The organism is Nitrosomonas sp. PY1, from assembly GCF_022836435.1.
Classification (GTDB): Bacteria; Pseudomonadota; Gammaproteobacteria; order Burkholderiales; family Nitrosomonadaceae; genus Nitrosomonas.
In genome coordinates, this window is sequence record NZ_BQXC01000003.1 from 33,159 (window position 1) to 58,489 (window position 25,331).

Here is a 25,331-nt window from a genome sequence, read left to right on the forward strand (position 1 = left end):
ATATCAATATTATAGAAACTGAAAATCTATTACATCAATATATCGTTTGCAGCCTCAATAGGCTTTGGAATATCTGTTTCGTTCAGCACTTCGAGGAGATCAATTTCAATTGTACGGCTTAGTGATGTGATCGGAATATCATTCGATCCAGCCTGAAAAGGATTTTCGGTTGATTCCCCTATTTTATCCATAGTTCGAAAAATCCACGAAACAATTACACAGAAAGGAATGGTGAACCAAGTAATATGATGCCCTAGTTTTTCAAACTCTGGTAACATCCCAAAAGGCAGCAATATAATGAATATCCAAACAAAATAAAGATTCAAAGTAGCGAATTGCCTTGGATAAGGAAAATTCTTTATCCGCTCACATTTTCCTTGATGTTCATAAAAATCAGATAAGATCCTTTGCAGTTCTATGTAACGAAAATTTTCTATTAATCCCTTATTAAGCAGATTTTTCAAATCTTCTGATTGGACGTTAATGATATGCGCAGCTCTATTCTTTTTTCTTAAAATGTATTCTTTATCATCAGCAGACAAATAAGGTGTAATATCTTCTGCTAATGATATTTGGTGTTCAGGAACAATAAAATGTTCCACATTTTCAATATTATATTTCTTATTTTTTGTTTCCCATTCTCTTGGTTGGCGTAGTTGATGCCGCAAAGCTGTAAGCCATGCAATATGCCGATAAATAAGTCTGCGGTGAATTACATCTAATTCACTATTAGACAAAGACTGTTGGGTTTGACTATTTGAGATGTATGTTTTTACCAACATTCCCCAAATTCGGCTTGAATTTACTATAGAGCCATAAATTTTTCGTGCTTCCCAGAAACGATCATAAGTAGCATTATCTTGAAATCCAATAATGATGGCAACTGCTGTTCCAATAAGTGCCATAGGTAACCAAGGAAGTGCTAGCCAAGGAAAATGAAAAATTTCATAGGTAGCAGTCGGTATTGTTGCAATAATAATGAAAATAACAATATCCCGCTTGGACCAAATAAGAACTTTTTTTAGACCAAGATTTTTTCCAATATGCATAAACTAAAACCTTTATATTATTTTGAAAAAATAAATATCCCCAAACAGCAGAGTATTTTCGCTAAAAGCAGTACAAGCTGATAATCCAAGCAGAGCTTTGAAGACGTTTTACCGCGAATTTATGCATACTTGTCAATTATCTGCTCATCTCTATGTTTGCCAACCTTACTTGTAAAATAACCATCAGCCCAAACCTCTCTCCCCCTGAGCTTCTATATAACTTTAGAGACCTTTGCAAAACTTCACTTAATATGCAACCTTAAACGTTGGGCTATCCTCTGGTCGGGTTTTTCGATGATCATAAATCCTTGTAGTAGCAATATTGGCATGTCCCAGCCATTCTTGCACTTTGGCAATATCTGCTTGATGATCCAGCGCATTGGTGGCTGCTGTTGCGCGTAAGGAGTGCGCGCCGATTTTGAAACCTAGCTTTTCAGAGTATTTCTGTACCAATTTATAAATACCGTCTGGGGTAATCGGTTTTTGTGATCCCTTGATGCGATTATTACTGGTTGAACGGAATAAGGCCCCAGTATCTTCCAGGCCATGTCCTGCTGCATCCAGGTAATCATGGATTAAGCCACTGGCGGCAGGATGCAAAGGTACATAACGAGTTTTTCCTCCTTTTCCAGAAATCTTTATATGGGGTACCCCGCGCCGCTCCTGCTTAAAATCCTTTACTTTTAACCGGCACAACTCATCACGCCGCAATGCGTGATAGAGCAGGGTAGCCAATATTGCACGATCACGCTTGCCCTTCAATGAGCTACCATCCGGTACTTCAAGCAATTTGCGTGCCTGATGATCGCCGATTGCCGGCGTTTTACCTTCATAACTCTCGACTGCAGGACGTTTTACACCCTTGACTGGATTATGCGTAACTGTGTTTTTGTCGCATAGATATTCAAATAAAGACGATAATGCAGATAAACGGTGTCGGATGCTCATGCTGCTTAATGAACGACTCAACAAATCATCACGCCAGGCAATAATATGAGCACGGGTCACAATCCTGAACTCTCCCGGATTCTGAATGCCCGTGAAATTCATAAAATCCTTTAAGGCATTTTCATAAGCGCGACGAGTGGCTTTGTTTCCTAAATTGGCAAACCATTCCACTTCAGGTGGAACATCAGCAAGGCCCTGAAATTCTTTTGCAGTGAGTGCGCGATTTCCGGTAGTAATAATGTCTGTCATGTTATTTGTTTAGCTCATCATCTTTATGTGGCGTTTCACTACCCATAATCGCTTCATAATCTCTGCCGCCATAAAAAATATTAAGAATAGTGACGATTTGTTTGTCTTCAATAACCTCAAAAGCTGCGATCGCGTTTTTATCAATGGCAACGATTCTGAGATTCTTGCGCAAATCATCGCGCTGTTGTCCAATCAAAGGTATTGTTTTAAGGTCATGGCACTTTAGGCGTAATTTCTCTATATATGTCCACGCGACTTCAGGAAATCCGCTCTTCTCAGTTATATATTCATAAATATCAGTCAGGTCTTGTATTGCATCGGGTGTTAAATACACTTCATAGCTTTTCATAGCCTGGCGTGCTTATTCGTTGTTGATGAAGTTGCTCTAGCTTTTCAAACGCAGCATCAAGCAAAATAGGTGCACCACTGTGTGCGGATTGTTCCAGGCGCGCTTGAATGGAAGCAATTCTTGCCTGATGTTCTTCTTCCTGTCTTTGCCATAAGCGCATCGCTTCACGAATAACCTCGCTTGTGGAAGCGTAAGCACCGTCCTTCACTTTTTCTCTAATAATATGCAGCATATCAGGTGGAAGTGTAATGCTGATTTTTTCTGCTTTATCGGTGCGCTTCATTTTTTATTTCCTATGTAAGTTTTTAACGCCTTCCAATTGGTAGGATACTATCCTACTCAACAGAATTGAATAAAGCAAAAAAATATTTCAACCTTCTGAATTATAGAATCACCTTACTATTGATAACATATTTTATCAATAGTAAAAAGAAGCCTATCAAAAAGTATTTTTGTACGAAATATTAAATGAAGTATTTAGTCATCATACTATATAGTATGATGACTATTTATTCGTAATAATGTGAGCGTGCTGTGACACATAGAACGACCATTACACTGGATGATGAAAGTTTTGCATTTCTGAATAATATTGCCGGTGATAATCGTAGTGCTTATATCAACGAGCTTTTGAAACAGGAACGCAAAAACTATCTCAAGCAAGCTTTGCTCAAGGCGAATCAGGAGGAAGCTCAGGATTCTGGCTATCAGAAAGAACTAAAAGAATGGGATATAACCCTGTCCGATGGTCTCCCGAATGACTGAGTTTAAGCAACTAGATATTTATTGGGTTGATCTGGAGCCAACCAAGGGTGCGGAAACTAAAAAGTTAAGACCGTGCGTAATTGTTCAGGGCGACCTTGTGAATATCCAATCAAAAACCCTGATTGTAGCACCGATGCTACCCAACCATAAGTCCTGGCCATTTGCAGTAAATCTGACACCAACCAATAATAACGGATTGGATAAAGATCGTCATATTAATCTCAAGCAATTACGTGCAATTGATATCTCTCGAATTGGCAAAAAGCAAGGCAGGCTTGAGAGTGAATGTTTGCAATCGATCAAACAAGCTTTAGCAATTGTTTTTGATTTATAGTTATTCCAATATTTTACGGCAAGTGTGTTACATAAACCTTAAATAAGTATAGAGTTTAAGCAGTGATTCAAGGGCTGAAAACTGTAAAAAATAGCGGGAAAAGAACTTTTTCGTTGTTGATACCGTTTTAAAATTGAACCTTACAGGCAAGATTGCATTGGTCACGGGTATTTCTTCATTCTGATGAAAGATAAGGCAAGATGACAAATAAGAAACTGTATGGCGCAAAGAAAGATTTTGAAGCCGATGTTGTGGGGTCTGTTGAAGAAGGAAATCCCAGTGAAGTAACTCACGCTGCATTTATCGTAGCGAACTATAGAGTAAAGAATTCCCAGCCAAAATCAAAGCGGGTAGGCAAATGGCTGTTCTTTGTTGCCGAAAAATATATTGACGACACATGGCGCAACGTAACGAAGGCTGTTGAAGATGGAAAACTATGGAAGCAGGCTAAGGTATCCACTGCTTGGCGTAGCAAGGGCGACGTTTATGTCGTGTGTGTATACACCTACGATTGTGATGATGAGAGCGATGTTATGAGAATAAGGGATCATTTGCGTGAAATGGGATTCAAAAGAGCTGCGTCATATAAAAGCGATGAACAAACCCATGCTGGTATCTATTCTGACCTCTCAGCGGGTTTTGCCCTGTATAAAGCCTAACCTTTATCAAAAGCTATAAGAAATCTGACAAGGTGGTGCTTTGAACGCTGTAGAGATTGAAGAAGCAATATCCAAACTGGCGGAGCAACCATTTGATCCGGCACAATTCCCCTATGCGTTTTTGGAGGCATTTGGGAACAAAGCCACGACCATCAGCCGCTTGAGAAGCGGCAATTCCAACAAAACCGATATTGAAGGCGCGGTGCTTCAGTATAACAATATCCACATGGCGGTTTGCCCATCTGGTGAAGTGCTGAAAATACTGGATAATCTGAAAAACAGTCCCGCCACCGCACGCCAGAAAGCAAAGTTCATCCTTGCGACGGATGGAGACGATTTTCAGGCGGAAGACCTGACAAGCGGTGAGACGGTTGCTTGCACTTACAGAGATTTTCCTGACCATTTTGGCTTTTTTCTGCCTCTGGCCGGGATCAGCACGGTCAAACAAATCAGTGACAATGCTTTTGACATCAGGGCGACTGGTCGTCTGAACAAGCTGTATGTTGAGCTTCTGAAAGATAACCCCGAATGGGGAACCGAAGAACGCCGCCCTGACATGAACCACTTCATGGCACGGTTAATTTTCTGCTTCTTTGCGGAGGATACAGATATTTTTAATGGCAGTGGTCTGTTCACAACCACTATTGATCAAATGAGCGCAAAAGATTCGTCAAACACTCACAAAGTGATTAGCGAGATTTTTCGCGCCATGAACACCAAGATAGATGATCGGGAGACAGCACAACTGCCACGCTGGACAGATACATTTCCGTATGTGAACGGCGGTCTTTTCTCCGGCGGGACAGAAACACCGCACTTTAGCAAGATTGCACGTACCTATCTGCTTCATGTCGGTAAGCTGGATTGGAAGAAAATCAATCCTGATATTTTTGGCTCGATGATCCAAGCCGTGGCAGAGGATGACGAGCGCGGCGCATTGGGAATGCATTATACCAGCGTACCCAATATTCTGAAGGTGTTGAACCCGCTATTTTTGAATGATCTGCATGCCAAACTTGAAGAAGCTGGTGATAATCCGCGCATGCTGTTGAACCTCCGCAAGCGTATGGCAAGGATTCGGGTGTTTGACCCCGCCTGCGGTTCAGGTAATTTCCTGGTGATTGCCTATAAACAAATGCGGGAAATTGAGGTGGAAATTAACCGTCGGCGTGGAGAAGAACACCAGCACACGGAAATCCCACTCACGAATTTCCGAGGCATTGAACTGCGCGACTTCCCAGCAGAAATTGCCCGTCTTGCTTTAATCATTGCTGAGTATCAATGTGATGTGCTTTATCGCGGGCAAAAACTGGCTTTGTTGCAGTTTCTGCCGTTGGAGGCCCAAAACTGGATCACTTGTGGCAATGCTCTCCGGCTGGATTGGTTGAATATCTGCCCTGCAACCGGCACTGGTGTAAAACTGTATAGTGATGACTTATTCAGCACACCGCTTGATCAAGCACAGATCGACTTTGAAAATGAAGGTGGCGAAACTTACATTTGTGGTAACCCGCCCTATAAGGGAAGTCAATCGCAGGACGATGCGCAGAAGGTCGATCTGGAAGCAGTGTTTGAGGGAACGAGTGTAAATTGGAAGGGACTAGACTATGTAGGCGGATGGTTCCAGAAAGCAGCGAACTATTGCAGGATAGCGTCTGCTTCGTTTGCCTTCGTGAGCACCAACTCAATTTGTCAAGGAAAAGCAGTCTCTGCTCTTTGGCCGCATGTCCTTAGAAGTGATCATGAAATCAATTTCGCTTACACGAGCTTCAAGTGGGCAAATCTTGCTAGTCACAACGCGGGAGTAACAGTCGCCATTATAGGTGTAGGCCCACGAAACACATCGAAAAAACGCCTATTCGTAACCGTGGCAAATAACTCTATCGAGACAAGAGATGTAAAGTACATCAATGCCTATCTTGTTTCCGGCCCAGAAATCTACATTGAACCACGGAACGAGAACCTCAGCGGTCTGAGTTTAATGGCATTTGGTAACATGCCAATTGACGGTGGATTTCTGTCCTTCAACAAAGATGAGATAGAGTCTGCCGGGTGTTGATACCGGTTTAAAATTGACCACCCATTACGGTTGAAATTTGACCAGGGGAAAATAGAGCGCAGGATACTACGCATCTGTGGATAAGTCGACCAGACTGGATTGGTAATTTGCCTCCTGTTGATGTTTTAGTTTGTTGTAATTGACTACGAATCGACCAGATTTTCTTCTGGAGAATATTTTTCTTTTTCCCGCTGCTGTATTCTGATCTTTGCATTGGCTGTACTTTGTTTGTAGCGGAAAGACTCGTTGCCGGTTTCGATGATGTGGCAATGGTGTGTGAGTCGATCCAGCAGCGCTGTAGTCATTTTGGCGTCGATGAATACGATGCTCCATTCTGCGAATGCGAGGTTGGTGGTGATAATGATACTGGTACGTTCATACAACCTGGAGAGTAGATGAAACAATAGTGCGCCACCGGCTTGTGAGAATGGCAGATAGCCCAGTTCGTCGAGAATGACCAGGTCGATCTGCAACAGCCGCAAGGCAAGCCTGCCTTGTTTGCCCGCTGATTTTTCTTGTTCCAGACTATTGGCCAGATCGATGGCGCTGAAGAAGCGTACCTTTTTATTGTGATGCTGGATGCCTGAAGTGCCGATGGCAATGGCCAGGTGTGTTTTGCCAGTACCGGTGCCGCCGACCAACACCAGGTTCTGTGCAGCGGCTGTAAATTCCATTGTAGCCAGCTGATGAATCAGTTGCTGATCGACTTTGGACTGACTGAAGTCGAAGCCCTGTAAGTGGCGCTGCACCGGGAATCTGGCAGCTTGTGTCTGATAGCGAATGGAACGGAGGTTGCGCTCGGTTGTTTCAGCCTGGAGTAACTGGTTTAGCAGTGTGTCTGCGAAATTAAAACTGTCAGCGACATCGGGCGTATTCTGTTGCCTCAGTTCAGCATAGGAGCTGGCCATGCCATATAATTTCAGCGCTTTGAATTGCGCAAGTATGTCAGACATGCGGCACCTCTTTGGTGTTCAAACGATCATAGCGCGCCGTATCGGCCTGCGGTTCTTCATTGAGTTTCAGTGTTGTTTCCACTGACGCTGGTACGTCGGTGTATTTCAGCCGTGCCAATACATTGGCAACATGCTCGGCACTGGGCACGCCGGATTCCAGCACCAGTTCAACAGCGACCAGCACAGCTTCCAGCCCATGCGTCGGCACCAGGCTGAGCACTTTTGCCATGATTCGATCGGCCTGCTGACGTTCTCTGCGCCTCAGTGCAATCTGCAGTTGCAGCAAAGGTGCCGGTAGTTCGGCGAATGGCGCACCGTTGCGCAAGGCCCCCGGTTTCTTCTCAATGACCGGGATATAGTGCTGCCAGTTATAGCTGACCTGGTCGCTATCCATCAGACGACTATGACAGGCTGCTACGGCATTGTCATGGACGATCTCGATACGGTCGGCATACTGATGAACGGCCACCACCTGATTGACCAGACGACAGGGAACGGAATACCGGTTGCGCAGTAATGTAACCAGACACGTGCTGGATACCCGCGCCAATACTTCGATATAGCCATCGAACGGTGCTGGCATCGGCATCAGGTACAGTTGTTCTTGTTCCAGTGCATCGGCAAGGGTAATGCCCGCATAATCCGGATGCTCGATTTCAGACCACAGTCCGCGACAGCGCGTTTCAAGCCATCTGTTTAAGTCATCGAATGAGCCAAACTGTTGTTGCTTGGCTTCATTCCATATGCGGCGGCGCATATCCTGAACATTCTTCTCGACAACACCCTTTTCCCAGCCGGAAGCCACATTGCAGAAATCAGGATCGAACAGGTAATGTGCCGTCATCGCAAAGAAGCGCGTATTCACCACACGTCCATTGCCCTTAGACACCTTGTCCACGGCGGTCTTCATGTTGTCGTAAATGCCGCGTTTCGGCACACCACCAAAAGTAGTGAATGCCCGGGTATGCGCATCAAACAGCATTTCGTGACTTTGTGACGGATAAGCCGACAACATGAAAGTACGGCTGGCGCATAGCTTGGTATGGGCTGCCAGTACCTTGCGGTGGATGCCGCCGATCACCAGCCATTCTTCGCTCCAGTCAAACTGGAATGCTTCACCCAGCGCAAACTTCAGCGGCACATACGCCGCTTTACTCTGATTCCCTTGATTGCGCCAGTTGCGAACAAAGTCACATACAATCGTATAACCGCCTGTATAACCCTCGTTCAATATCTCTTTGAACAACATCAACGCCGTGCGCCGGTCCTTCTTCGGACGACGCGCATCCGCTTCCAGCGCTAACATTAACCTGGATTCAAACGGTGTCAACTTGCCAGGCTTCTTCGCCCTTTGATATTTAACCGCGCTGTCGCTTGGCACTTTCAACCACTTCTTGACCGTGTTCCGCGACAAACTCGTTCTTCGTTGAATCTCATTAATTGACAGATGTTCACGGTAAAACATCCGTCGTATCTTTGCATACATAACCATGGTAATCACCTCTTAAATTCTCCTGCCTAAAATTTAAGCAGGATACGGAAATTACCTGGTCAATTTTCAACCGTTACAACTAGCCTTTTCTGGTCAATTTTCGACCGGTGTCAACACCTTATAGTGAAATAGCCTCGTATGGGAAGCGTCCTAAACTTAGCAACAATATATTGAATTCCAGACTTTCTGAATTGCTAAAGGGTCGAGGTTTTATCTCTTCAGTAAAAAAAGGAAACGATGGCATAAGAATAATCACACGCAAGTCTGCTGACCTTTCAGAAAGAGGTTAATGGGCTAGTGTCTCCGACACTCTGCTAATAGAATTTTAATTACAATTGATCGATATCTGCTTGTGGCCGACTGCTGCCGGTTACTATAGGCAGGACTCGCCCTCTATAAGAGGACAATCAGAATTAATTGATCGAATGTCAGTTAATTATATACCAGACATCATTGGTTCTAACAAATCAAGTGATTGTTTATTTGGAGAATTCAATATTATATTCTAGCTCGAGTCCGCAGGCGTTGTTGCAAGCGATTTTGAATTTGAGTGTATAGCTTAGCTTGCTGATTCTCACGATCACGTAAACAGACCACCAGTGAATATTCTTCTAATGTTTTTGTATCTGCCTCGCCCCAGGGATGATCATTTCTGGTGACAACAACAAACAGACGTTCGTTTTTTAATTTGGAATCACTCCGTATTTGTTTAAACTGCCACTTTGCAGATTGAACCGTACCTTTGCTTCTAAGACTTTTGGTGACATTTGCATTGGCCAATTCTGGGATGCTTTCAAAATTTTCTTTACTCGTTGCCTTGTTGAACATTTTGACTGCATGATCAAGATCAGGAGCTGATACTAATCGATAATCCAATCGTGTTGCCTTATAGGTTACGCGTGTCGATCGCACTGGTGGCGTATGAGCTAGGCTGACCGATATTTCGCGAACTCTTTTGCCTGGTGAAATAAAATCGTCTGGTACCAATAATTCGTAAAAATGATGACGCTTGTTTTCAATTTGACCATCCGCTATCAATGTCACTTCATTTTCCAATGACTTGAGCAATGCCCTTACATCGACACGACCATATCCCAATACCTTTCTAACTGAGTCTTCATTATCAAAAATATCCGTTGAGGAAGTTGGTATTGTGGCATGAGCCACCAACAAAGCTCTTATTAAATTGGCGCTGGCTTCAGGATGCTCGGATAAGATTTTCCCGGCTAAATGCGTAATATGAGGCGCAGCAAAGCTAGTGCCGCATTTGACACCAAGTAACCTGCCTTGAGCAAAGTCGAGATTGGTCGATAGTTCACCCAATCCATCATCGTTAATGTTATTGGCTCCGCCACGAGCATTCAAAGCCCAGTTCCCTCCGAAGGCCACCAATTCTGGCTTTATGGCACCACCAACTGTCGGTCCATGACGAGTAAAAGGGGATGGTTGTTCTGTTTTGGCTATGGGCAATTCGGCAGGATCATGGGTAAATCGCTGAGCATTCCGATTGGCTTCCCATCGCGCTAAACTACCGACTGTTAGTACATTAAGGGCTGTGGCCGGATCGATAATCGCCCATTCATCATTTAATAAATATTGGGGATAATCCTGTCGCCAAGCTAGCCCATCCAAGTGACTAGGCAGAACATTACCGGCTGAAACAATGAATAAAACGCTTAATTCACGCGACAGTCTGTCCAAGGTATATGCCAAGCCGCGTACATGTCCGCCTAAATAAGGTTTACGGCTATCACCGAAAGAAAGATTGAAAACCCGACAATTGTATTCGTCAACAAAATAGCGAACGGCAGCATCAATATGGTTTTCAACCAGTCCATCATTTTCATTATCTCTATTTAGGATTCGCCCGCTAAAAAGACGCAATTCCGGAATAAATGAACCGGCATCTATTGATTTTGCCAAGTCGCCATACAGGGCGATGCCAGCGACATGTGTGCCATGTCCACTCTCGTCTGCTTCGATATGACCAGGCAGGAAGCTTTGTGAATCGCCCACGGAACTACTCAGCAAAGGATGTCCGGTTGCAATTCCGCTATCCAAAACCACAACACCAGGTGCATTGGGTAATGGTGAAGGAGGTATTGGGAATTGCTGAATATCTAGGCCGAGATGTTTTACATTTAGGCCAAAACGTGGCGGTAGATCAACAATGCGTATATCACGGTGGTGCAATAATTGTTCGGCTTGGGTACGATCACAACGGACGCGATAAATGGTCAATCCAGCTTGTTTAACGCTATCAGGAAACTCAATGCTATTTTCTTTAAGCCATGCTTCGAACTTACTACAAAGTAGTTGGCGCTCTCTGGCATTGTCCTCAATGGGCCACAGTTCAAGATCGAGATAGAATATATCCGTTTGAGGAAAACCTTCCTGCTTTAATGACCAACCGGTTCTATCGTCCGGCGTCCATCCACTCATGCCTTGTAAGGCATAATAGACTTGCTTGTTGGTAACACTTTCCCCATGAGCTATTGACGCCAGTCTCGCTTCGAACGATTGCAACGCTGATTGGCTAACAAAAGCGACCACAACTTCGTCTGCCTCTTGACTGACGAATTCGATTTCACCAGATATTTTTCTTAAGTCGTCGGGATTGAAGCCTTTACTTACTTTGAAACGAAACAATCTGCGGTCATCAAAACCGCCAATATCCATATCCGTTTGTTGAACAGTTTCTTGCAGTCGCAAACCCAGGGTTTTAGCATGCGCTGCTGGGTCGGATGGTACTGTGGGTGGTGGAAATGTACTTGATCTCTTCTCGGTGATTGGCTCCTCACGTTGCAGTGGTAAATGTGGATAATTAGATGTCATGAAGATCTATTCCTGTTTAGAAACCCGATTCCTTCTTGCATCTTCCCGGCGAATAGCAGACTGAATGTGCCGTTCGGTCAAAAACTCTTTACCTGATAAAACCTTTTCTTTAATTGCCCGGCGCAAAACACGTTCAACATCGGCGTGAGACATTCCTTTGAATAAGCTAGAAATTTTGCTATTGTCGATTTCGAATTCCCTACGCACACCTCTAAGCTTGATAGTAAGTAAGCGCTTCATTTGTTCTGAATTAGGCGCTTCAAACACTAACACTTCATCAAAACGTCGCCAAATCGCGGAATCCAAAATACCTTCATGATTAGTGGCTGCGATTAATAAACTTTTACCTTCATAAGCATCCAACATTTGCAAAAAAGCATTAACGACGCGTTTTAATTCACCATGCTCAGCACTGTCGGCACGGTCTTTTGCCAAGGCATCAAATTCGTCGAATAACACCACCATAGGGATGGCTGTTATAAAATCGAATACTTTACGCAGGTTTGCCGCCGTTTCTCCTAGATAGGAGGATACAACACTATCAATCCGGACAATTGCCAAAGGCAAGCCTAATTCGCCAGCAACAATTTCTGCCGATAGCGTTTTCCCGCATCCGGGTGGGCCGCAGAAAAGTAGTCTGTCAGCAGGAAATAAACCATGTGATTTAAGAATTTCTACACGATGGTGCTCTTCTAGGATTTCGTCCAGCAGGGAACGGTTTTCATCAGACAAAATCACATCATCAATTCTGCGTAAGGGCTCCTTTATCTGCAATAGAGCCAAGCCGCGTTCTTTATCTTCAGGCAATTTTGAAAATACAAAACGCTTTGCTTGCTCAGAAGAACTGCGTCGGCCATAAAGAATTTTTTCCAAGTCATTGGCCAGAAGATGGTGTTGCTTATCGCGCTCTTCCTGAATAATTTTTTCCGAAACACGACGAAACGACTCTGAGTCGCCCTCCGAACCTGATTTGATCAGTTGTCTAAGCAGTGCACCAGAAGCCATAACTTCTCCATATTCCTCAAATTATTGCAATTTCTAAAACCATTTGTTCTGCATTCTAGCTGGTATTTTAATAAAGGTAACCACTTGGCAAAGATTTGTGAATTAAAACAATCTCCATCAAGGTAGTTCTAGCGCTAACGATTGTGACAAACCGTTTCAAGTTGACCGGAAACGGTCATTTCAATGATACTTATTGTCAGTCCTTATTCAATTCTATTTTTGAAGACGTCAGATTTAATCCAAGCATTTATAGATTATTGATCCATCAATCGAACCAATCTTGGCCAGCGATCATGTATCCAGACATATTCAGGTGGTGCATCGATAGTCACCACATAAACCCGAGTTTCTTTGTCTCTTTCTGCCAATAATCCTTGAATCACCATCCGTTTATCCAGTTCTATCCAGTGGGACTGATTGTCATGGTCTTTTTCCATGAACTGCTTAGCAGCAATTAAAACTGGTCTCGGGTGCCAGGGCTTCCATTTACCACTTTTGATGGAATTTAGTCGCGCCCAGCCGCCATTCGGAAATTTACCGATGGCTTCATCTTTGCGTCTGCCCCACGTTATCCAAGTAACATTGCCATCTCGTAGCCGAACAGGCAAGCGTGCATCCGGTTCAGGGAAATAAATCTTCTGATCCTGGTATTCAATACCACCACACATAATCATCGTGTCCGCTACATACTGCGTCCTCTGCCCCTTGATTTGGTTAATCCACCATCTTCCTTCACAAAGGCTCTATGCTTCCTAAAAATGGTGCTTATTTCACCAGATATCGATGCAAAAAAACCTTCTTCCCGCAATGAGTGATAATCAGTGCCTTCTACTGCCAGCACATCTTTTAAGATGCCAGCTTCACAGGCTTTGGATAATACGGGATGTCTGTAATCATTGGCATTCGTGATGGCAAATACGGTATTGACGCCGGAATTGCGTGCAAAATTTTGTAGTCGTGCCAAAAGCAGATTTTGATGGCGATTTAGTACAGATAGAGGTAGCTCACTTAACGACAATACAAAACCATTTGCACTAATGCCTATCAAGTTAAAAAACTGATCTCGTTTTTTTAGAGCATGGCCTATCATTGCAAGATCCTCCGGTGAGGCTATTTTCTCCAGGAGCAGCTCATGACTTTTATAATGATTATTCTGATAACCTCCTGCCTGATTACCCATCCAATCCACAAAATCGACATGACCGTCTTTATCAATGACACTGTATTGACTGGTATTGATAACGATATGGCCTTTGAAACTCGGAACAAATGATGCAAGTATTTCTGTGAGCCTGACATCCTGACTCGATGGCGTAGCATTACCCGATGGATGGTTATGCAATAACCAGTAACCATCGGCTTTAACATGTCGTCTAGTTTTTTCTACCAAAATACCCAGATCATGTTTGGCCTGTCCAATCTTCTCCAGATAGACTGCACCCGGCAATCTGGAACTCACAGCCGTATGATGAACGATGCGATTCATACGGGTATAGAAGATTCTCAACGTCTCATAACGCGGATCGCGCAGTATTTGCGCCATTATTGCCAAATCATGGCCTGACTTGATGGGCTGATTCAGGAAGGTTGTTCCTCCTTTTTCTCGGAAGTCTTTCGGGAAATCACAACCCAATAAGGTGCCACCTGCCCATCGAGCATGAGATTCGAGCAGTTCGGTATAGGCGCATCGCCCTGCTTCCTTTTGCTTGTCTGTAATACTGGGACGAGTCTCAATTTTTTCATAAAGATCACCTTCATCAGAATTGGATGGGGTTCCTGGAATCTTCAGCATATTATCGCGCATTTTGCGGCCTCCTTATCAAATTACCTGACCAATGTCCGTTTTTGCTTGATTTCCTGCTGCTTAGGTTCAATAGGGACTTGTAACTTCAATAAGCTGTCCTGTTTAGCCTGCTGAGATATTTTTTCAACAACTGATCCAACCTGACGTTTAACCGCCTCAATACCCAGCGCGCTTTTATTGGCCAGATCATTAAAATCATTTAACTTCTTTGGATCCCGCTCACTCGGCGCAAAAATCGGAAATACCGCAGACCCATTTACCAATGCCGCTGCTTCAAGCGCTTTTTCCTTGCCGGGGTTTTTGCCAAGGGTGGATTCCAGGTGATGATCATCGTCACCTGCGATGACGATTGGCTTGTGCGGGTATTTATGATGTAAATCCTGCGCGACTTTGGGTAAGTTACCCGAATCAAATGCGGCGATGACAGGATAACTCAGCGCTTGGGATAGCGTGTCTGCGGTGGCATAACCTTCAGCAATCACAATGGCTGGCACTGCGTTAATATTTGCGTCCAATCCCTGGCCGCTACCACCCACAACATGAAAGTTATTCTCCTTTTTGCTACCCGCTGCAAAAAGCTTTGCACCACTCGACTGTATCGTTTGCACACTCCAGATCTGTCCATGAACATCTTGTGCGGCCAGCAACAAATCACCGGCAGTCAGTACAATGCTGTCAGGGTGTTCTTCCCGCAAGGCTTTGACATCCTGCCAGTTTTGGCCAATTTTGATGATTGAGTCATTGGGTAAATCATCCGCATTCTGCGGCACAATTCTCAGATCACCTGGCCGGGCATGCTTCTCTTTCAAATAAGGATGCTCAGAATCGGCAACTGGTGCGATCGCCAGCAAAGCTTGAATTGCATCAGCAACCTTATTTTGTTGTGCCTGTTGCTCAGCTTTTCTGTTTTGCTGCTTGATAGCGACTTGGGCTATCAGCTCGGCTTTTTGCTCATCCGTTAATGAATACCCCTTGGCTTTCCAGCGCGTCTCTATACCGGTTCTATTATTCTTGAAATATCCGGCAGGATGCCCATCCAGGTGTGCTACATAGAATCCCGATTTTTCAACCGACTTGTCACCGATAACTTTAATTCTGTGTTTACTGCCATCCATCACCGGATGATGGTCATCAACCCGGCAACCTTGAGCGCGCAGCAAATCAGCAAATTCACTATGAGGAGCGATAGCCGGTTCCTGGTGACTGGAAACATTCCCCGGCAGCCAACGCTGTAATGTTTGGATATTTGCTTCTGGCCCCACATACCAGGCCTTAGCCTTATTATCCCAGCAAGCTCCGGCAGCCTTCGCCAAGTCTTTATCACGATAAGGAACAATCAAATATTGACGAGCATTGTCATCGTTTTGCTCGGTCTTGGCTCCTGATATCGATACTTCAGTACTAAGTGGATCATTTCGAACAAGGTTTTCATGGATGTTGGCGAGCTTAGCGGCCTTTTCATGTTCATTTTTTTCGGCAGCGACATCAATGAGTGCAAGCAAATTGGTTAAATCTTCCGCTTCTTGCGCAGACTCACAGTCTTTTACCCATTGAAAAGTCTGGTCATCACGCTGCATAGTCACGCCCCAGAATTGCGGTTCTGTATTCAATGAGTCAGCGGATACTATCGACTCAACGCCATTTTCATCGGTTTGAATGACGTTGCCCTGCACTTGGGTGCGCCCATTCCAGTCAGCCGGAATGCTAAAACCCAATTTGTCTGAAGATACTTCTTCAAATTCCAGATTATCAATGCCACCATTTTTCAAAAATTTGAGTGCATCGGCTACCAGAGTAATGACATCCTGATCCTTTTTTGGCATATCTTGTGTCAGATCATTAAACCGTTTGATATTGTGGGATGCGATGGTGGCCAGATCAGGTGAGAGATTCTGTAAATAGCTGGCGGTGTTTTGCTTGATTTGATCCATCTTGATTGTCTCCTGCGCATCAATTTCCTGTTGTTGTGACAATGCCAGTACATAATCCTGGATTTTTTCAGCATCTGCGGCGGCACGAAATATCTCTGTGGGATCTTCCTGTAGCGCTTTGATCCATGAGTTCACATAAGCCACATGCTGTCCCGGATCATGACCAATCCCCAGCTCACCGCTGAGCAACATGCTGGCAATCTCGGCACGCAATTCTTCTTTTGCATAACCTTCGCTTCCAAATGGATGCGAGAGATCACGACTTAAGCGCAATTCATGACCTGTCCAGTGGCCCAGTTCATGCAGTGCGGTTGCGTAGTAGCGATCGGGTGTCGAAAACTGGTGCTTGTGGGGTAAGTGGATACTGTCGGTTGATGGCCGGTAAAATGCGCGATCAGCTTCGCCATGACGGATCACGGCATTGGATGCTTGTAATATGTGCTCAGCACGCTCCAGTGGATCCCAGTCAGGGGCTTTTATATCGAGTTCAGGCAGATTATCCATCTGCTGCGCATTAAATACGGCGGCATAAAACACCCTGGGGCGCTCTAGTCTCACCTGTTCTTTAATGGGTTGCCCCTCAGTATTGAATACAGGATTTCCACTATCATCATTTTTGATGCGCTCATCAGTAAATTTCCAGTATTGCACGAGCATGCTTTTTTCACCTTTACGCACCTGTGCGCCAAGACTTACCGCTTGCTTGTAGGTTAACCAACGCGGATCCGTATACGCACGGCTCATCAGATTCAGGCTATTAATGCCCCGGTAGCGCTTACCCGTTGTTGGATTCATGGGTAATACAGCAAGCAGATCACCGGGTTCCCACGGCTTTTGCCAGGGTGCAGCGCCTTTTTTGAGTTGCTCAATCAAATTCTCGGCGACTTGTTCATGAAAAGCCTTTTTAGCCTCTTTCATAGCCAACCTCCGCTACATGATCGATCGTGCTATCCAGCGCATCTTGTTCACTCAAAGCTTCTTCTATGAATGCACCCAGCCTCTCAGCTTCTAAGGGATCAAATTCAGCCTGGAAGCCTGGTATTTCTGCATCGAGCAGCTTTTCCTGAATGATTTCTGTTATGTCAGGATTGTTAGTTTCAGCATCAATCGGTGGTCTATTCATAACATTGTCTCCTTTAAATTTTAATTAATGACTCCAGGTAAAAACCGGACGGACAACCTTTTGAATCTGATCGCGCGCAATCAACCCGAAATAGCGCGCATCGAAGGATTGTGGGTTTAAATCAGATAGCAGCAGATACTCAGCATCATTCAGCACAGCTTGAAGCCGGTATTGCGGCAATGCATGGCCATCAGCATCCGCTTTTAGCTGGGCGCTGTTGGGTAAATATTCACCATTCACAAAGATACCAGCCTGATCGATGGAAACCGTATCTCCCGGTTGTGCATAGACACGTTTCAGCAGCAAGCCATAACCGCCAGTGCAATTGCCTTGATTGATGTAGGATCTATCCCTGGCCATATCAAAAACCTCGTCTTGCGGCGGGCAGAAGGCGACATAAGCGCCGTTTACAATAGGTTCATCAACGACTTTGTAGAAACCTACTGGCAAGCTTGGTGTGGTATTGATATAAATTCCGCTGATTCGTGCACCAATACTCAGCACAAACAAGACCGCGCTCATTGTCAGAACAGAAACAGACAGAATTTTGATGGGTTTTTTCATGAAGTTGACTTTCATGCGTTCGAGATCGCTTACAGTCCGGTTAATTTGTCGCTGAAACTCGGGGGATTCACTTGCGCCCGTGCCGTAAAGGTTTCATCCTGGAAGTACAAAGGTTGCGTGCCATAAATGGCAGGGAAACCGGCTACATAAATAATCATGTCGCCCGGCTTGGTGATTTTGCCATCAGCATCTTTCATGGGACCTGGCAATCGCATACATTCATCCGGCGTTAATAACGCGCGCTGCGTCTCCTGCATGGTACGTGTGACATGTCCATGCATCATCGATGATCGGCGGCCGCTGGTGGTAATCTGCTCTTTGATGACGGTGGTTTGTCCGGTCAGCTTGGATAAGTGCTCCGCTGTCTCAATCCGGTTGGGTGCAAACGCGGTCTGAATATGACAATTGGAGGTGATCGCTTCATCATGCCCATATCCGGTTTCACGACTCTTGAGCTGATTCAAATCCTGACAGATCAAATAGGCTTTCATGCCATAGCCTGCGATAAACGCGAGAGACTCCTGAAAGATTTCCAGTTTTCCTAAGCTTGGGAATTCATCCAGCATCAATAGCAGTTTGTGTTTGTAATGCGCGGCAGGTTGACCGTCTTTAAACGTGATTCTATCGGCCAGCTTTCGGATGATCATATTGATCAGAATGCGGATTAAAGGACGTAACCGCGATTTGTCATTGGGGTGTGACACGATATACAAACTGACTGGACTCTCATGGTGCATGAGATCGCGGATTCTAAAATCGGAATCACTGATATTGTTGGCGACTATCGGATCGCGATACAAGGATAGATAGGATTTTGCGGTTGATAAAACTGAACCCGCTTCTTCTTCAGGGCGATCCAGCATGTCGCGTGCACTGGCTGCAATCACGGGATGACTTTTACCGTCCAGAAAATCCTGCATGGCCATTTCCATCCATAGTTCCCTGATATCGCGATCAGGATCGGATAGCATAGAATCGACAGTCGATAAGGTGGCAGGGGTTCCTTCTCGCTGCGATTTGTACAAAACATGCAAAATGACACCTACCAGCAATGCCTGGCTGGTTTTTTGCCAGTGGGTTTGTAATCCCTTGCCATCCGGATCAACGATTAAGGTGGTCAGGTTTTGAACGTCGGCGACTTCCATGCCGCTGCCAATCTGGATTTCATCCAGCGGATTCCAATGCGCACTGCTTGTTGATGCCGGGTCAAAACGCAGTGCTTTGTTTTTGGCATGATGCTTTCTCCAACCGGCGGTCAATGCCCATAACTCACCTTTGAGATCAGTAATGACTGCACTCTGAGTCCAGGAAAGCAGGGTCGGTATGACGAGACTTACACCTTTGCCTGAGCGGGTCGGGGCATAACACAACACATGTTCCGGGCCACTGTGTTTCAGATAGTGGGTTTTGCCGGAATTATCCCGCCAGCCGCCGACATAAACCGCATCACTGTGATTACTTTTGCCAGTTGAAAGCAGTCCTGCAGCTACAATATCCTTTTTGTCGGCCCATCTGGCCGAACCATGTAATCCCTGATTGGTTCTGGATGAATTAGCCAGCACCATTTTAATGACCAGCACCAGTATCAAACCGATGCTTGAAAATAAAATACCGAAACCTGCTGCCAGATCAATGATGCCTGAATACTGGGCATACCATTTATTTGCCCATACCAGAATTGCCCAGGGTTCATAAATATGAAAAAGATGCGCGCCTAATTGCGGCTGGTAATTGAATTTGTAGGCAAAATACTGGGTGGCGACTTGGAATCCGCCAACAAGACACACAAAGGACAATAGCCGGACGATAAGTGTGTCTTTTGTAATATTTCTGCTGTATTTAGAACTCAGATTGTTGTTATTCATCAGAGGCTCCTTCTGGGAGTTGAGGTAGCGGATCGTTTTTGACCTACCGATTGCGCTTTATTGACCCTGTGCTGTTTCATTAACTGCTGACGGTATTGTTCAAGCCGCTTGTCATCAAATGTCACGCGCATTTTATTTTGTGCTGCAACCTGTGCTATCTCAAGGCGAAACGATTCTGTTCCATTGATTGCCAGGTGGCTGCCGTACTTCTTCACGGCCACTTGCAAAATATTCACCAAGGCTTCGCGTGAGGTATCTGGCAGGACGATGAGTCGATTACCGTCATCGCGGATGGTTGTTGATCCTGCTTTATAAGTGACTGTGCCAATTTTGGTGATCGATTCAACAAAGTTATCTTTAATAAAACCATCCTTGAAGTGGCCATCGGCGCTGAAACCATCATGACTTTGCTTGGTCGATACTTGGTTGCCCTTAAATTGACCGGTTCTTCTGGATCGCAACACAACCAATGCTTCAGCATTACCATTTTTGGCCTCAAATGCTAACCAATCAAGCCACCCCTTTCTGGAATGACTGGCTTTAGAGTGCTGGTAGGCTTTTTGGTAATCGCTTCTAATGACTTCGATTGTTGTTTTGAACTGCTGATGTGCGGTTGCATATAGCGCCTTTTTAGCCAATCTCCCGGCTTTGATGCTTTTAATGAGATTGCGCTTGAGTTTTGCTTCCCGTTTGGCACGTTCAATGAGCTGATCTCTTGTGTGTCGCAGCATGGCCCATTGAGTAGTGCGCTGTCTGACGCTATCTGCTTGTTCTTGCTGGTATCTTGCATAGAGCCTTGAAGTATCTATTCGGTTGTGTAGCGGTCTCGGCTGGTATTGTTTGATATCCGAACGCAAAGATTGATCAGAATGCTCATTAGGTATAAATGCACCCAGTCTCTGGGTCAAATACCCTTTGGAGAGAGAGCGATCAACAGAGCTGGCTTTAACGGCCACGCCATTGTTGGCAACCAATACAAACCCGTTGCCACGCTCTTTAATTGCAAGGCCATGCCTTGCTAGAACCTGATGCAACTCCTGCCAGTTATTCGCGTGCTTGGTTTCAGTGAGTGCCTCGCGCTTGATCCAGCTAAGCAAACTTTCCACACCTGTTCTGGTTTCAATTTCATGCCCTACTCTGGAGGCTTGATCCTTTACGGTTTCATGATTAACTGTTGTTAAACCATATTCCTGCTCGATTTGCTCACAAAGCTTAGCTACTTTAATAAAATCATAATAGGGATTGTGAATTGTAAGGGCTCTGGGGTGAATCTTATTGATTGCAACATGTGTGTGCAGGTTATTAGTATCATCGTGGACTACGCTGAACCGTTGATGACCGGTAAAACCCAGACCATCACAGAATCGCTCTTCTATGGCATTCAGATCAGAAAGGGATAAGCGTTCTCCTTCCGGGAAACTCAGCACCAAATGACAGGTTTTATCTGATCTAGCGCGAGTGTTCATTTCCTGTGTGTTTTGTATCTCAATCAGTGCCGCTGTCTGATCGTCTGAATAACAGTTCGAAACCTTGATCTGACTGATACGCTCACTCTTGTCTTGAGGATCGATCAGATACTGTATCAGCGCAGAATAGTTGCTTTTACGCACTGTTTTGATGGGTATGATTTTAGCGATCATCGCAATAATTAACCGTTAAGTATTCGTCTTTCTATTTCTGAGTTCCAGAATCGCATCCAGCATAGCGTTCTGCGTTGTGCGTATGGTAACCAGAGTGGCCTCAATTTCTGCCTTGCTGGTTATTTTTAGCCGGACATCATTGGTCAGCCACATCTTTAACAACCCCCCTGCCCTGCCCAGATCGCCGTTAATCCTTAACAATTTTTCTACTTGCTGATTATCGATAATGCTTGGTACCGTGTATCCCAGACTCACTTGGCGCATGTATCTGGCCACTGACAAACCCGTATCACGTGCTTTTGTTCTGATCCCCTCCTCTTCATCCAGCGTTACAGGCACTCGAAAATGTAATAGCCGCTTTTGAACCATGACGCACCTCAAAAATTATTCTGGCGTTGATAGCCTCGCAGAGCAAGATTCGTTGAGCACAGTCATGTGCGAATAAGACCCGTGTGATGTGAGTTAACTTTTTTAAAAGTTAGCTAACTTCACATATCTTGCCCGGTAGAGTTTGTTTGCACGAATAATATTATCATTAAACAAATACATTGCAAATGTATAATATATGGATATAATAATATTTAAACAATACTAAAAAGTATCTGTAGCTTGTCTTTATATGCACCAAATACAGATAGTTGTAAGTCAAATTAAACTAAACAGGAAGTAAATAAATACCCAATAGATACTGTAATTAATTTGAATATTTTTACGCCAAATAACAGTCAGGAATTTGCCATGAACCCATCGTTATCCGAACGAATCTCTATGAGAGAGCAGAAGAATCCAGGTCGCAGGAATTTATATGAACCTGCTTTCCTGGCTCTGAAAACAGAAATCAGCCAGGCACTTCATGACGGATGGTCAATGCGACAGATATGGTCGACGCTAAAAGATGAGAAAAAAATAGGTTGTTCCTATCTCTGGTTCAGGAATCTTGTCAAAAGGCACATTTTTGCTAAACCGGATGATTTATCTGCAAGGAAGAAGCACGGGCAACCGGTATCCGGCGTGACTGTGGAAAGGGAAAACAATGGCTTTAACTATCGTTCGTCAATTGATAAAAAGGAGTTAATCTGATGGCTAAAATACATATGATTTTGCAAGGCAAAGGCGGTGTCGGTAAGTCCTTTATCGCATCAACACTGGCTCAGCACAAGCTAGCCAAAGGCAAAAAGCTGATTTGTGTTGATACAGATCCCGTGAACGCGACATTCCACGGGTTCAAAAAGCTAAACGTGCGAAAGATTAATGTGATGTCCGGCGATGAAATTGATCCAAGAAAGTTCGACGACTTGATTGAACTTATCAGTAAATCAGAGAGTGACATCATTATTGACAACGGTGCCAGCACCTTTGTGCCCATGTCGCACTATCTCATCAGCAACCAGATCCCTGCCCTGCTTCCAGACATGGGCCATGAACTGGTCATTCATACGGTCATTACAGGCAGCCAGGCGCTACTCGACACCCTGACAGGTTTTGCGAATTTAATCGAATCCTTTCCAATTGATACGCTGTTTGTTGTTTGGTTGAACCCTTATTGGGGAGAAATAGAAATGGATGGAAAAAGATTCGAGGAAATGAAAACTTATTTGGATAACAAAAGCCGCGTATCGGCCATTATCAGAATTCCTAACTATAAGGCAGATACTTTCGGCAAGGATTTAAGTGAAATATTGCAATCCAAGTTAACCTTCAGTGAAGCTTTGGAGAGCAAATCCCTACCCATCATGGTACGTCAGCGGTTAAATATTATCAGGAAACAGCTTTTCACCAACATTGAGAATGTGGCCGCTGTTCTAGCATGACAACGACTGAACTGAATCATTTCAGCAAGATCATTGAGAGGGTAGCTGCTAAACACGGCATTGCTCTCACGGATGATGATCCGATATTAATGGTTCACACACTCAATGAAATCTTGCTTGAGGAAAATAATAAAGCGCACCAGGTGCTTTTAAATAATTTTCGATCAACATTGGAAGAAAACATCAGTCAATGGTCGCAGGCTACGGAAAATAAAGCCAATTCGCTGCTACAGGCAAGCTCTCGCAACACCAATCTGTTAACCGAACAAATAATTAATTCTTGTTTTGAGTCAATCGATCAAAAAATAGAATCGGGTTTTAACGAGAAAATAAAAGAGATAGCAACGATAGCCAGAAATACCCGGCAAGCAGCGATCATCAATTTATTGGCCACAGGCCTGTTCTTCCTTGCTGTCCTGGTTATGGTACTTGTTTTCTAGGACTTATCTTAACCGGGAAAATATTTCGGAGGCTTTTTTGATATGAGTAACACACAGATAATTAATAGTACAATTGCACATGCATCTGTAAATAAATGTGCGATCTTTCATACTACTCGATATAAGCTAGTGAAAAAACCTCCAGAAAAGTACATCAAAAGCCTTCAGCTTGATCTGTTCTCGCAGTTTGTCACCAATGACAAAAGTGAAGTTTCAAATACCGTTGAAATTTGGGAAAGTATTCCGAAATATTTTTTCACACCTAAACAAGTTGAAAAATTACGCACAAAGACAGGGCATGCTGATCCATATAAAATGGAATTCTCATATGATGGCATTTCCTGCAGCGTTAAGATTCAACCTGCTCTAATTGAACAGAAAGACGGAGGCTACAAAGCCTTCTTTCCGAGTGTTACTGAAGAACTCGTCGAGGAAGCTTTAAAGAAATATCTTACAATTCAAAATTATGGCATTCATGATGTCAATAAAGCTGAAACCTGGGTTCGTTTTTCTTTAAGCATGATACATCGGGAGCTTAAATCAAGAGGACGCACCCGAAGTCGGAATGAGATAAAACACGCTATCGAAGTCATGAATAAATGTAACATTTCCTTGTTCAAGGATAAAAAAGAAGTTTGGAGTGGAGCTATACTACAAGATTTAGTGACCGTTGGCCGTGAGGAATATCTAGCTGATACCGACGCTCACCATATTGGCAGATTGCCTCTGTTTATCAGCCATGCAATAAATCGCCTTGAATATAGACAGTTTAACTATGATCGTCTGATGAGCTGCGATGAACAACTCTCTCGCTTTATTTATAAGAAATTAATCAATCGTTACCGGCACGCCAATCTTATCAATAACTATCATTTCATGTTTTCAGATTTGAAAAATAGCGGATTATTGCAGCAGAGCAGAGAAATTGATAACAGAAGAAAAGTGCTTTCAGCATTAGACGAATTAAAAGAAAAAAATATCATAGCGAGCTATGAAACAGACGAACGTAAAGAAAGCCGTGCAATTACTGATGTGAAATATACAATTTTTCCTTCTAATCAATTTATAAGCGAACAAAAAGCCGCTAATAAACGTGTCAATGACACAGATAAACAAGTCCTTGATACAAAATCAAAATCTCTTGATAAACTCATATAAACTAGTAGGTATAACCCACATATCTGATAAAAAGTAGAAGGTATGATCCACATTAGAATTCTAAAAAGTCACAAATAAACGTATTAATAGAACATAAGAACATAAAAAAACAAATTATTGATACAAGCTCAACATCTATCAATAAACCACATAACGTAGCAGGTATAACCCACACCTCAGCAAGAATGTAGAAGGTTTATCCCACACATCAACAACACAAAAAAACAAAGCAAGAGCTTAAACTCAAATCCTCTGGATAAAACCATATAAAGTAGTAGGTATAACCCACACAAAGTAG

General features: G+C 44.0%; 24 protein-coding genes. 8 read left to right on the top strand and 16 right to left on the bottom strand.

Going from position 1 to position 25,331, the window contains the following annotated elements:
- Positions 1 to 29: 29 nt before the first annotated feature.
- The 4 genes from W03_RS13075 to W03_RS13090 all read right to left on the bottom strand — a co-directional run bounded on the left by W03_RS13075 (position 30) and on the right by W03_RS13090 (position 2,878).
- Entirely contained in the window at positions 30 to 1,049 is a 1,020-nt protein-coding gene (locus W03_RS13075; RefSeq protein ID WP_244073824.1) for a bestrophin family protein, read from the bottom strand.
- Positions 1,050 to 1,295: 246 nt separating this feature from the next.
- Positions 1,296 to 2,246 (bottom strand): tyrosine-type recombinase/integrase, encoded by a 951-nt coding sequence (locus tag W03_RS13080; protein WP_244073825.1) that lies wholly within the window; start codon positions 2,244 to 2,246, stop codon positions 1,296 to 1,298.
- A 1-nt stretch (position 2,247) separates the two neighbouring features.
- Positions 2,248 to 2,595, bottom strand: coding sequence for a type II toxin-antitoxin system RelE/ParE family toxin (locus W03_RS13085; RefSeq protein WP_244073826.1), 348 nt, complete (start codon positions 2,593 to 2,595; stop codon positions 2,248 to 2,250).
- The gene (locus W03_RS13090; protein WP_244073827.1) at positions 2,582 to 2,878 is read right to left on the bottom strand and encodes a type II toxin-antitoxin system ParD family antitoxin; all 297 of its coding nucleotides are present in this window, start codon (positions 2,876 to 2,878) and stop codon (positions 2,582 to 2,584) included. The genes W03_RS13085 and W03_RS13090 overlap by 14 nt, the downstream gene beginning before the upstream one ends.
- Before the next feature lie 251 nt (positions 2,879 to 3,129).
- On the opposite strand from W03_RS13090, the gene W03_RS13095 reads away from it, so the two are divergent.
- From W03_RS13095 to W03_RS13110, 4 genes are all read left to right on the top strand, one after another.
- The gene (locus W03_RS13095; RefSeq protein WP_244073828.1) at positions 3,130 to 3,360 is read left to right on the top strand and encodes a CopG family transcriptional regulator; all 231 of its coding nucleotides are present in this window, start codon (positions 3,130 to 3,132) and stop codon (positions 3,358 to 3,360) included.
- Positions 3,353 to 3,694: a type II toxin-antitoxin system PemK/MazF family toxin gene (locus W03_RS13100; protein ID WP_244073829.1), complete on the top strand. Its 342-nt coding sequence runs from the start codon at positions 3,353 to 3,355 to the stop codon at positions 3,692 to 3,694. Before W03_RS13095 ends, W03_RS13100 begins: the two co-directional genes overlap by 8 nt.
- 200 nt (positions 3,695 to 3,894) lie before the next feature.
- Positions 3,895 to 4,353, top strand: a complete 459-nt coding sequence (locus tag W03_RS13105; RefSeq protein ID WP_244073830.1) for a putative phosphothreonine lyase domain-containg protein — start codon at positions 3,895 to 3,897, stop codon at positions 4,351 to 4,353.
- A gap of 40 nt (positions 4,354 to 4,393) precedes the next feature.
- Positions 4,394 to 6,412 (top strand): DNA methyltransferase, encoded by a 2,019-nt coding sequence (locus W03_RS13110; protein ID WP_244073831.1) that lies wholly within the window; start codon positions 4,394 to 4,396, stop codon positions 6,410 to 6,412.
- 143 nt (positions 6,413 to 6,555) lie between these two features.
- On the opposite strand, the gene istB is transcribed toward W03_RS13110, so the two are convergent.
- The 12 genes from istB to W03_RS13170 form a co-directional block, all read right to left on the bottom strand.
- Positions 6,556 to 7,365, bottom strand: coding sequence for an IS21-like element helper ATPase IstB (gene istB, locus W03_RS13115; protein ID WP_096291694.1), 810 nt, complete (start codon positions 7,363 to 7,365; stop codon positions 6,556 to 6,558).
- The gene (istA, locus tag W03_RS13120) at positions 7,358 to 8,857 is read right to left on the bottom strand and encodes an IS21 family transposase (protein ID WP_244073832.1); all 1,500 of its coding nucleotides are present in this window, start codon (positions 8,855 to 8,857) and stop codon (positions 7,358 to 7,360) included. The genes istB and istA overlap by 8 nt, the downstream gene beginning before the upstream one ends.
- A 498-nt stretch (positions 8,858 to 9,355) precedes the next feature.
- Entirely contained in the window at positions 9,356 to 11,692 is a 2,337-nt protein-coding gene (locus W03_RS13125) for a S8 family peptidase (protein ID WP_244073833.1), read from the bottom strand.
- Between the two features lie 6 nt (positions 11,693 to 11,698).
- A complete protein-coding gene (locus W03_RS13130) occupies positions 11,699 to 12,697 on the bottom strand; it encodes an AAA family ATPase (protein WP_110381628.1) in 999 nt (332 codons plus the stop codon).
- Positions 12,698 to 12,951: 254 nt separating this feature from the next.
- Entirely contained in the window at positions 12,952 to 13,371 is a 420-nt protein-coding gene (locus tag W03_RS13135; RefSeq protein WP_244073834.1) for a hypothetical protein, read from the bottom strand.
- Between the two features lie 8 nt (positions 13,372 to 13,379).
- Positions 13,380 to 14,501 (bottom strand): JAB domain-containing protein, encoded by a 1,122-nt coding sequence (locus W03_RS13140; RefSeq protein ID WP_244073835.1) that lies wholly within the window; start codon positions 14,499 to 14,501, stop codon positions 13,380 to 13,382.
- A gap of 20 nt (positions 14,502 to 14,521) precedes the next feature.
- Positions 14,522 to 17,350: a zincin-like metallopeptidase domain-containing protein gene (locus W03_RS13145; protein WP_244073836.1), complete on the bottom strand. Its 2,829-nt coding sequence runs from the start codon at positions 17,348 to 17,350 to the stop codon at positions 14,522 to 14,524.
- Positions 17,337 to 17,555 carry a conjugal transfer protein TraD gene (locus tag W03_RS13150; protein ID WP_244073837.1) on the bottom strand — a complete coding sequence of 73 codons (219 nt, stop codon included), beginning with the start codon at positions 17,553 to 17,555 and terminating at the stop codon, positions 17,337 to 17,339. Before W03_RS13150 ends, W03_RS13145 begins: the two co-directional genes overlap by 14 nt.
- A gap of 24 nt (positions 17,556 to 17,579) precedes the next feature.
- Positions 17,580 to 18,134: a conjugative transfer signal peptidase TraF gene (gene traF, locus W03_RS13155; protein WP_244073838.1), complete on the bottom strand. Its 555-nt coding sequence runs from the start codon at positions 18,132 to 18,134 to the stop codon at positions 17,580 to 17,582.
- A gap of 14 nt (positions 18,135 to 18,148) precedes the next feature.
- Complete coding sequence (locus W03_RS13160) at positions 18,149 to 19,984, bottom strand: type IV secretory system conjugative DNA transfer family protein (RefSeq protein ID WP_244073839.1); 1,836 nt, start codon at positions 19,982 to 19,984, stop codon at positions 18,149 to 18,151.
- Entirely contained in the window at positions 19,984 to 21,624 is a 1,641-nt protein-coding gene (traI, locus tag W03_RS13165) for a TraI/MobA(P) family conjugative relaxase (RefSeq protein WP_244073840.1), read from the bottom strand. The genes W03_RS13160 and traI overlap by 1 nt, the downstream gene beginning before the upstream one ends.
- A gap of 15 nt (positions 21,625 to 21,639) precedes the next feature.
- The gene (locus W03_RS13170) at positions 21,640 to 21,993 is read right to left on the bottom strand and encodes a conjugal transfer protein TraJ (protein ID WP_244073841.1); all 354 of its coding nucleotides are present in this window, start codon (positions 21,991 to 21,993) and stop codon (positions 21,640 to 21,642) included.
- Positions 21,994 to 22,362: 369 nt separating this feature from the next.
- On the opposite strand from W03_RS13170, the gene W03_RS13175 reads away from it, so the two are divergent.
- The 4 genes from W03_RS13175 to W03_RS13190 all read left to right on the top strand — a co-directional run bounded on the left by W03_RS13175 (position 22,363) and on the right by W03_RS13190 (position 25,033).
- Positions 22,363 to 22,704 carry a TraK family protein gene (locus tag W03_RS13175; protein WP_244073842.1) on the top strand — a complete coding sequence of 114 codons (342 nt, stop codon included), beginning with the start codon at positions 22,363 to 22,365 and terminating at the stop codon, positions 22,702 to 22,704.
- Positions 22,704 to 23,435 (top strand): AAA family ATPase, encoded by a 732-nt coding sequence (locus tag W03_RS13180; RefSeq protein WP_244073843.1) that lies wholly within the window; start codon positions 22,704 to 22,706, stop codon positions 23,433 to 23,435. Before W03_RS13175 ends, W03_RS13180 begins: the two co-directional genes overlap by 1 nt.
- Complete coding sequence (locus tag W03_RS13185; protein ID WP_244073844.1) at positions 23,432 to 23,875, top strand: conjugal transfer protein TraM; 444 nt, start codon at positions 23,432 to 23,434, stop codon at positions 23,873 to 23,875. The genes W03_RS13180 and W03_RS13185 overlap by 4 nt, the downstream gene beginning before the upstream one ends.
- Positions 23,876 to 24,004: 129 nt before the next feature.
- Positions 24,005 to 25,033 carry a hypothetical protein gene (locus W03_RS13190; RefSeq protein WP_244073845.1) on the top strand — a complete coding sequence of 343 codons (1,029 nt, stop codon included), beginning with the start codon at positions 24,005 to 24,007 and terminating at the stop codon, positions 25,031 to 25,033.
- Positions 25,034 to 25,331 lie beyond the last annotated feature (298 nt).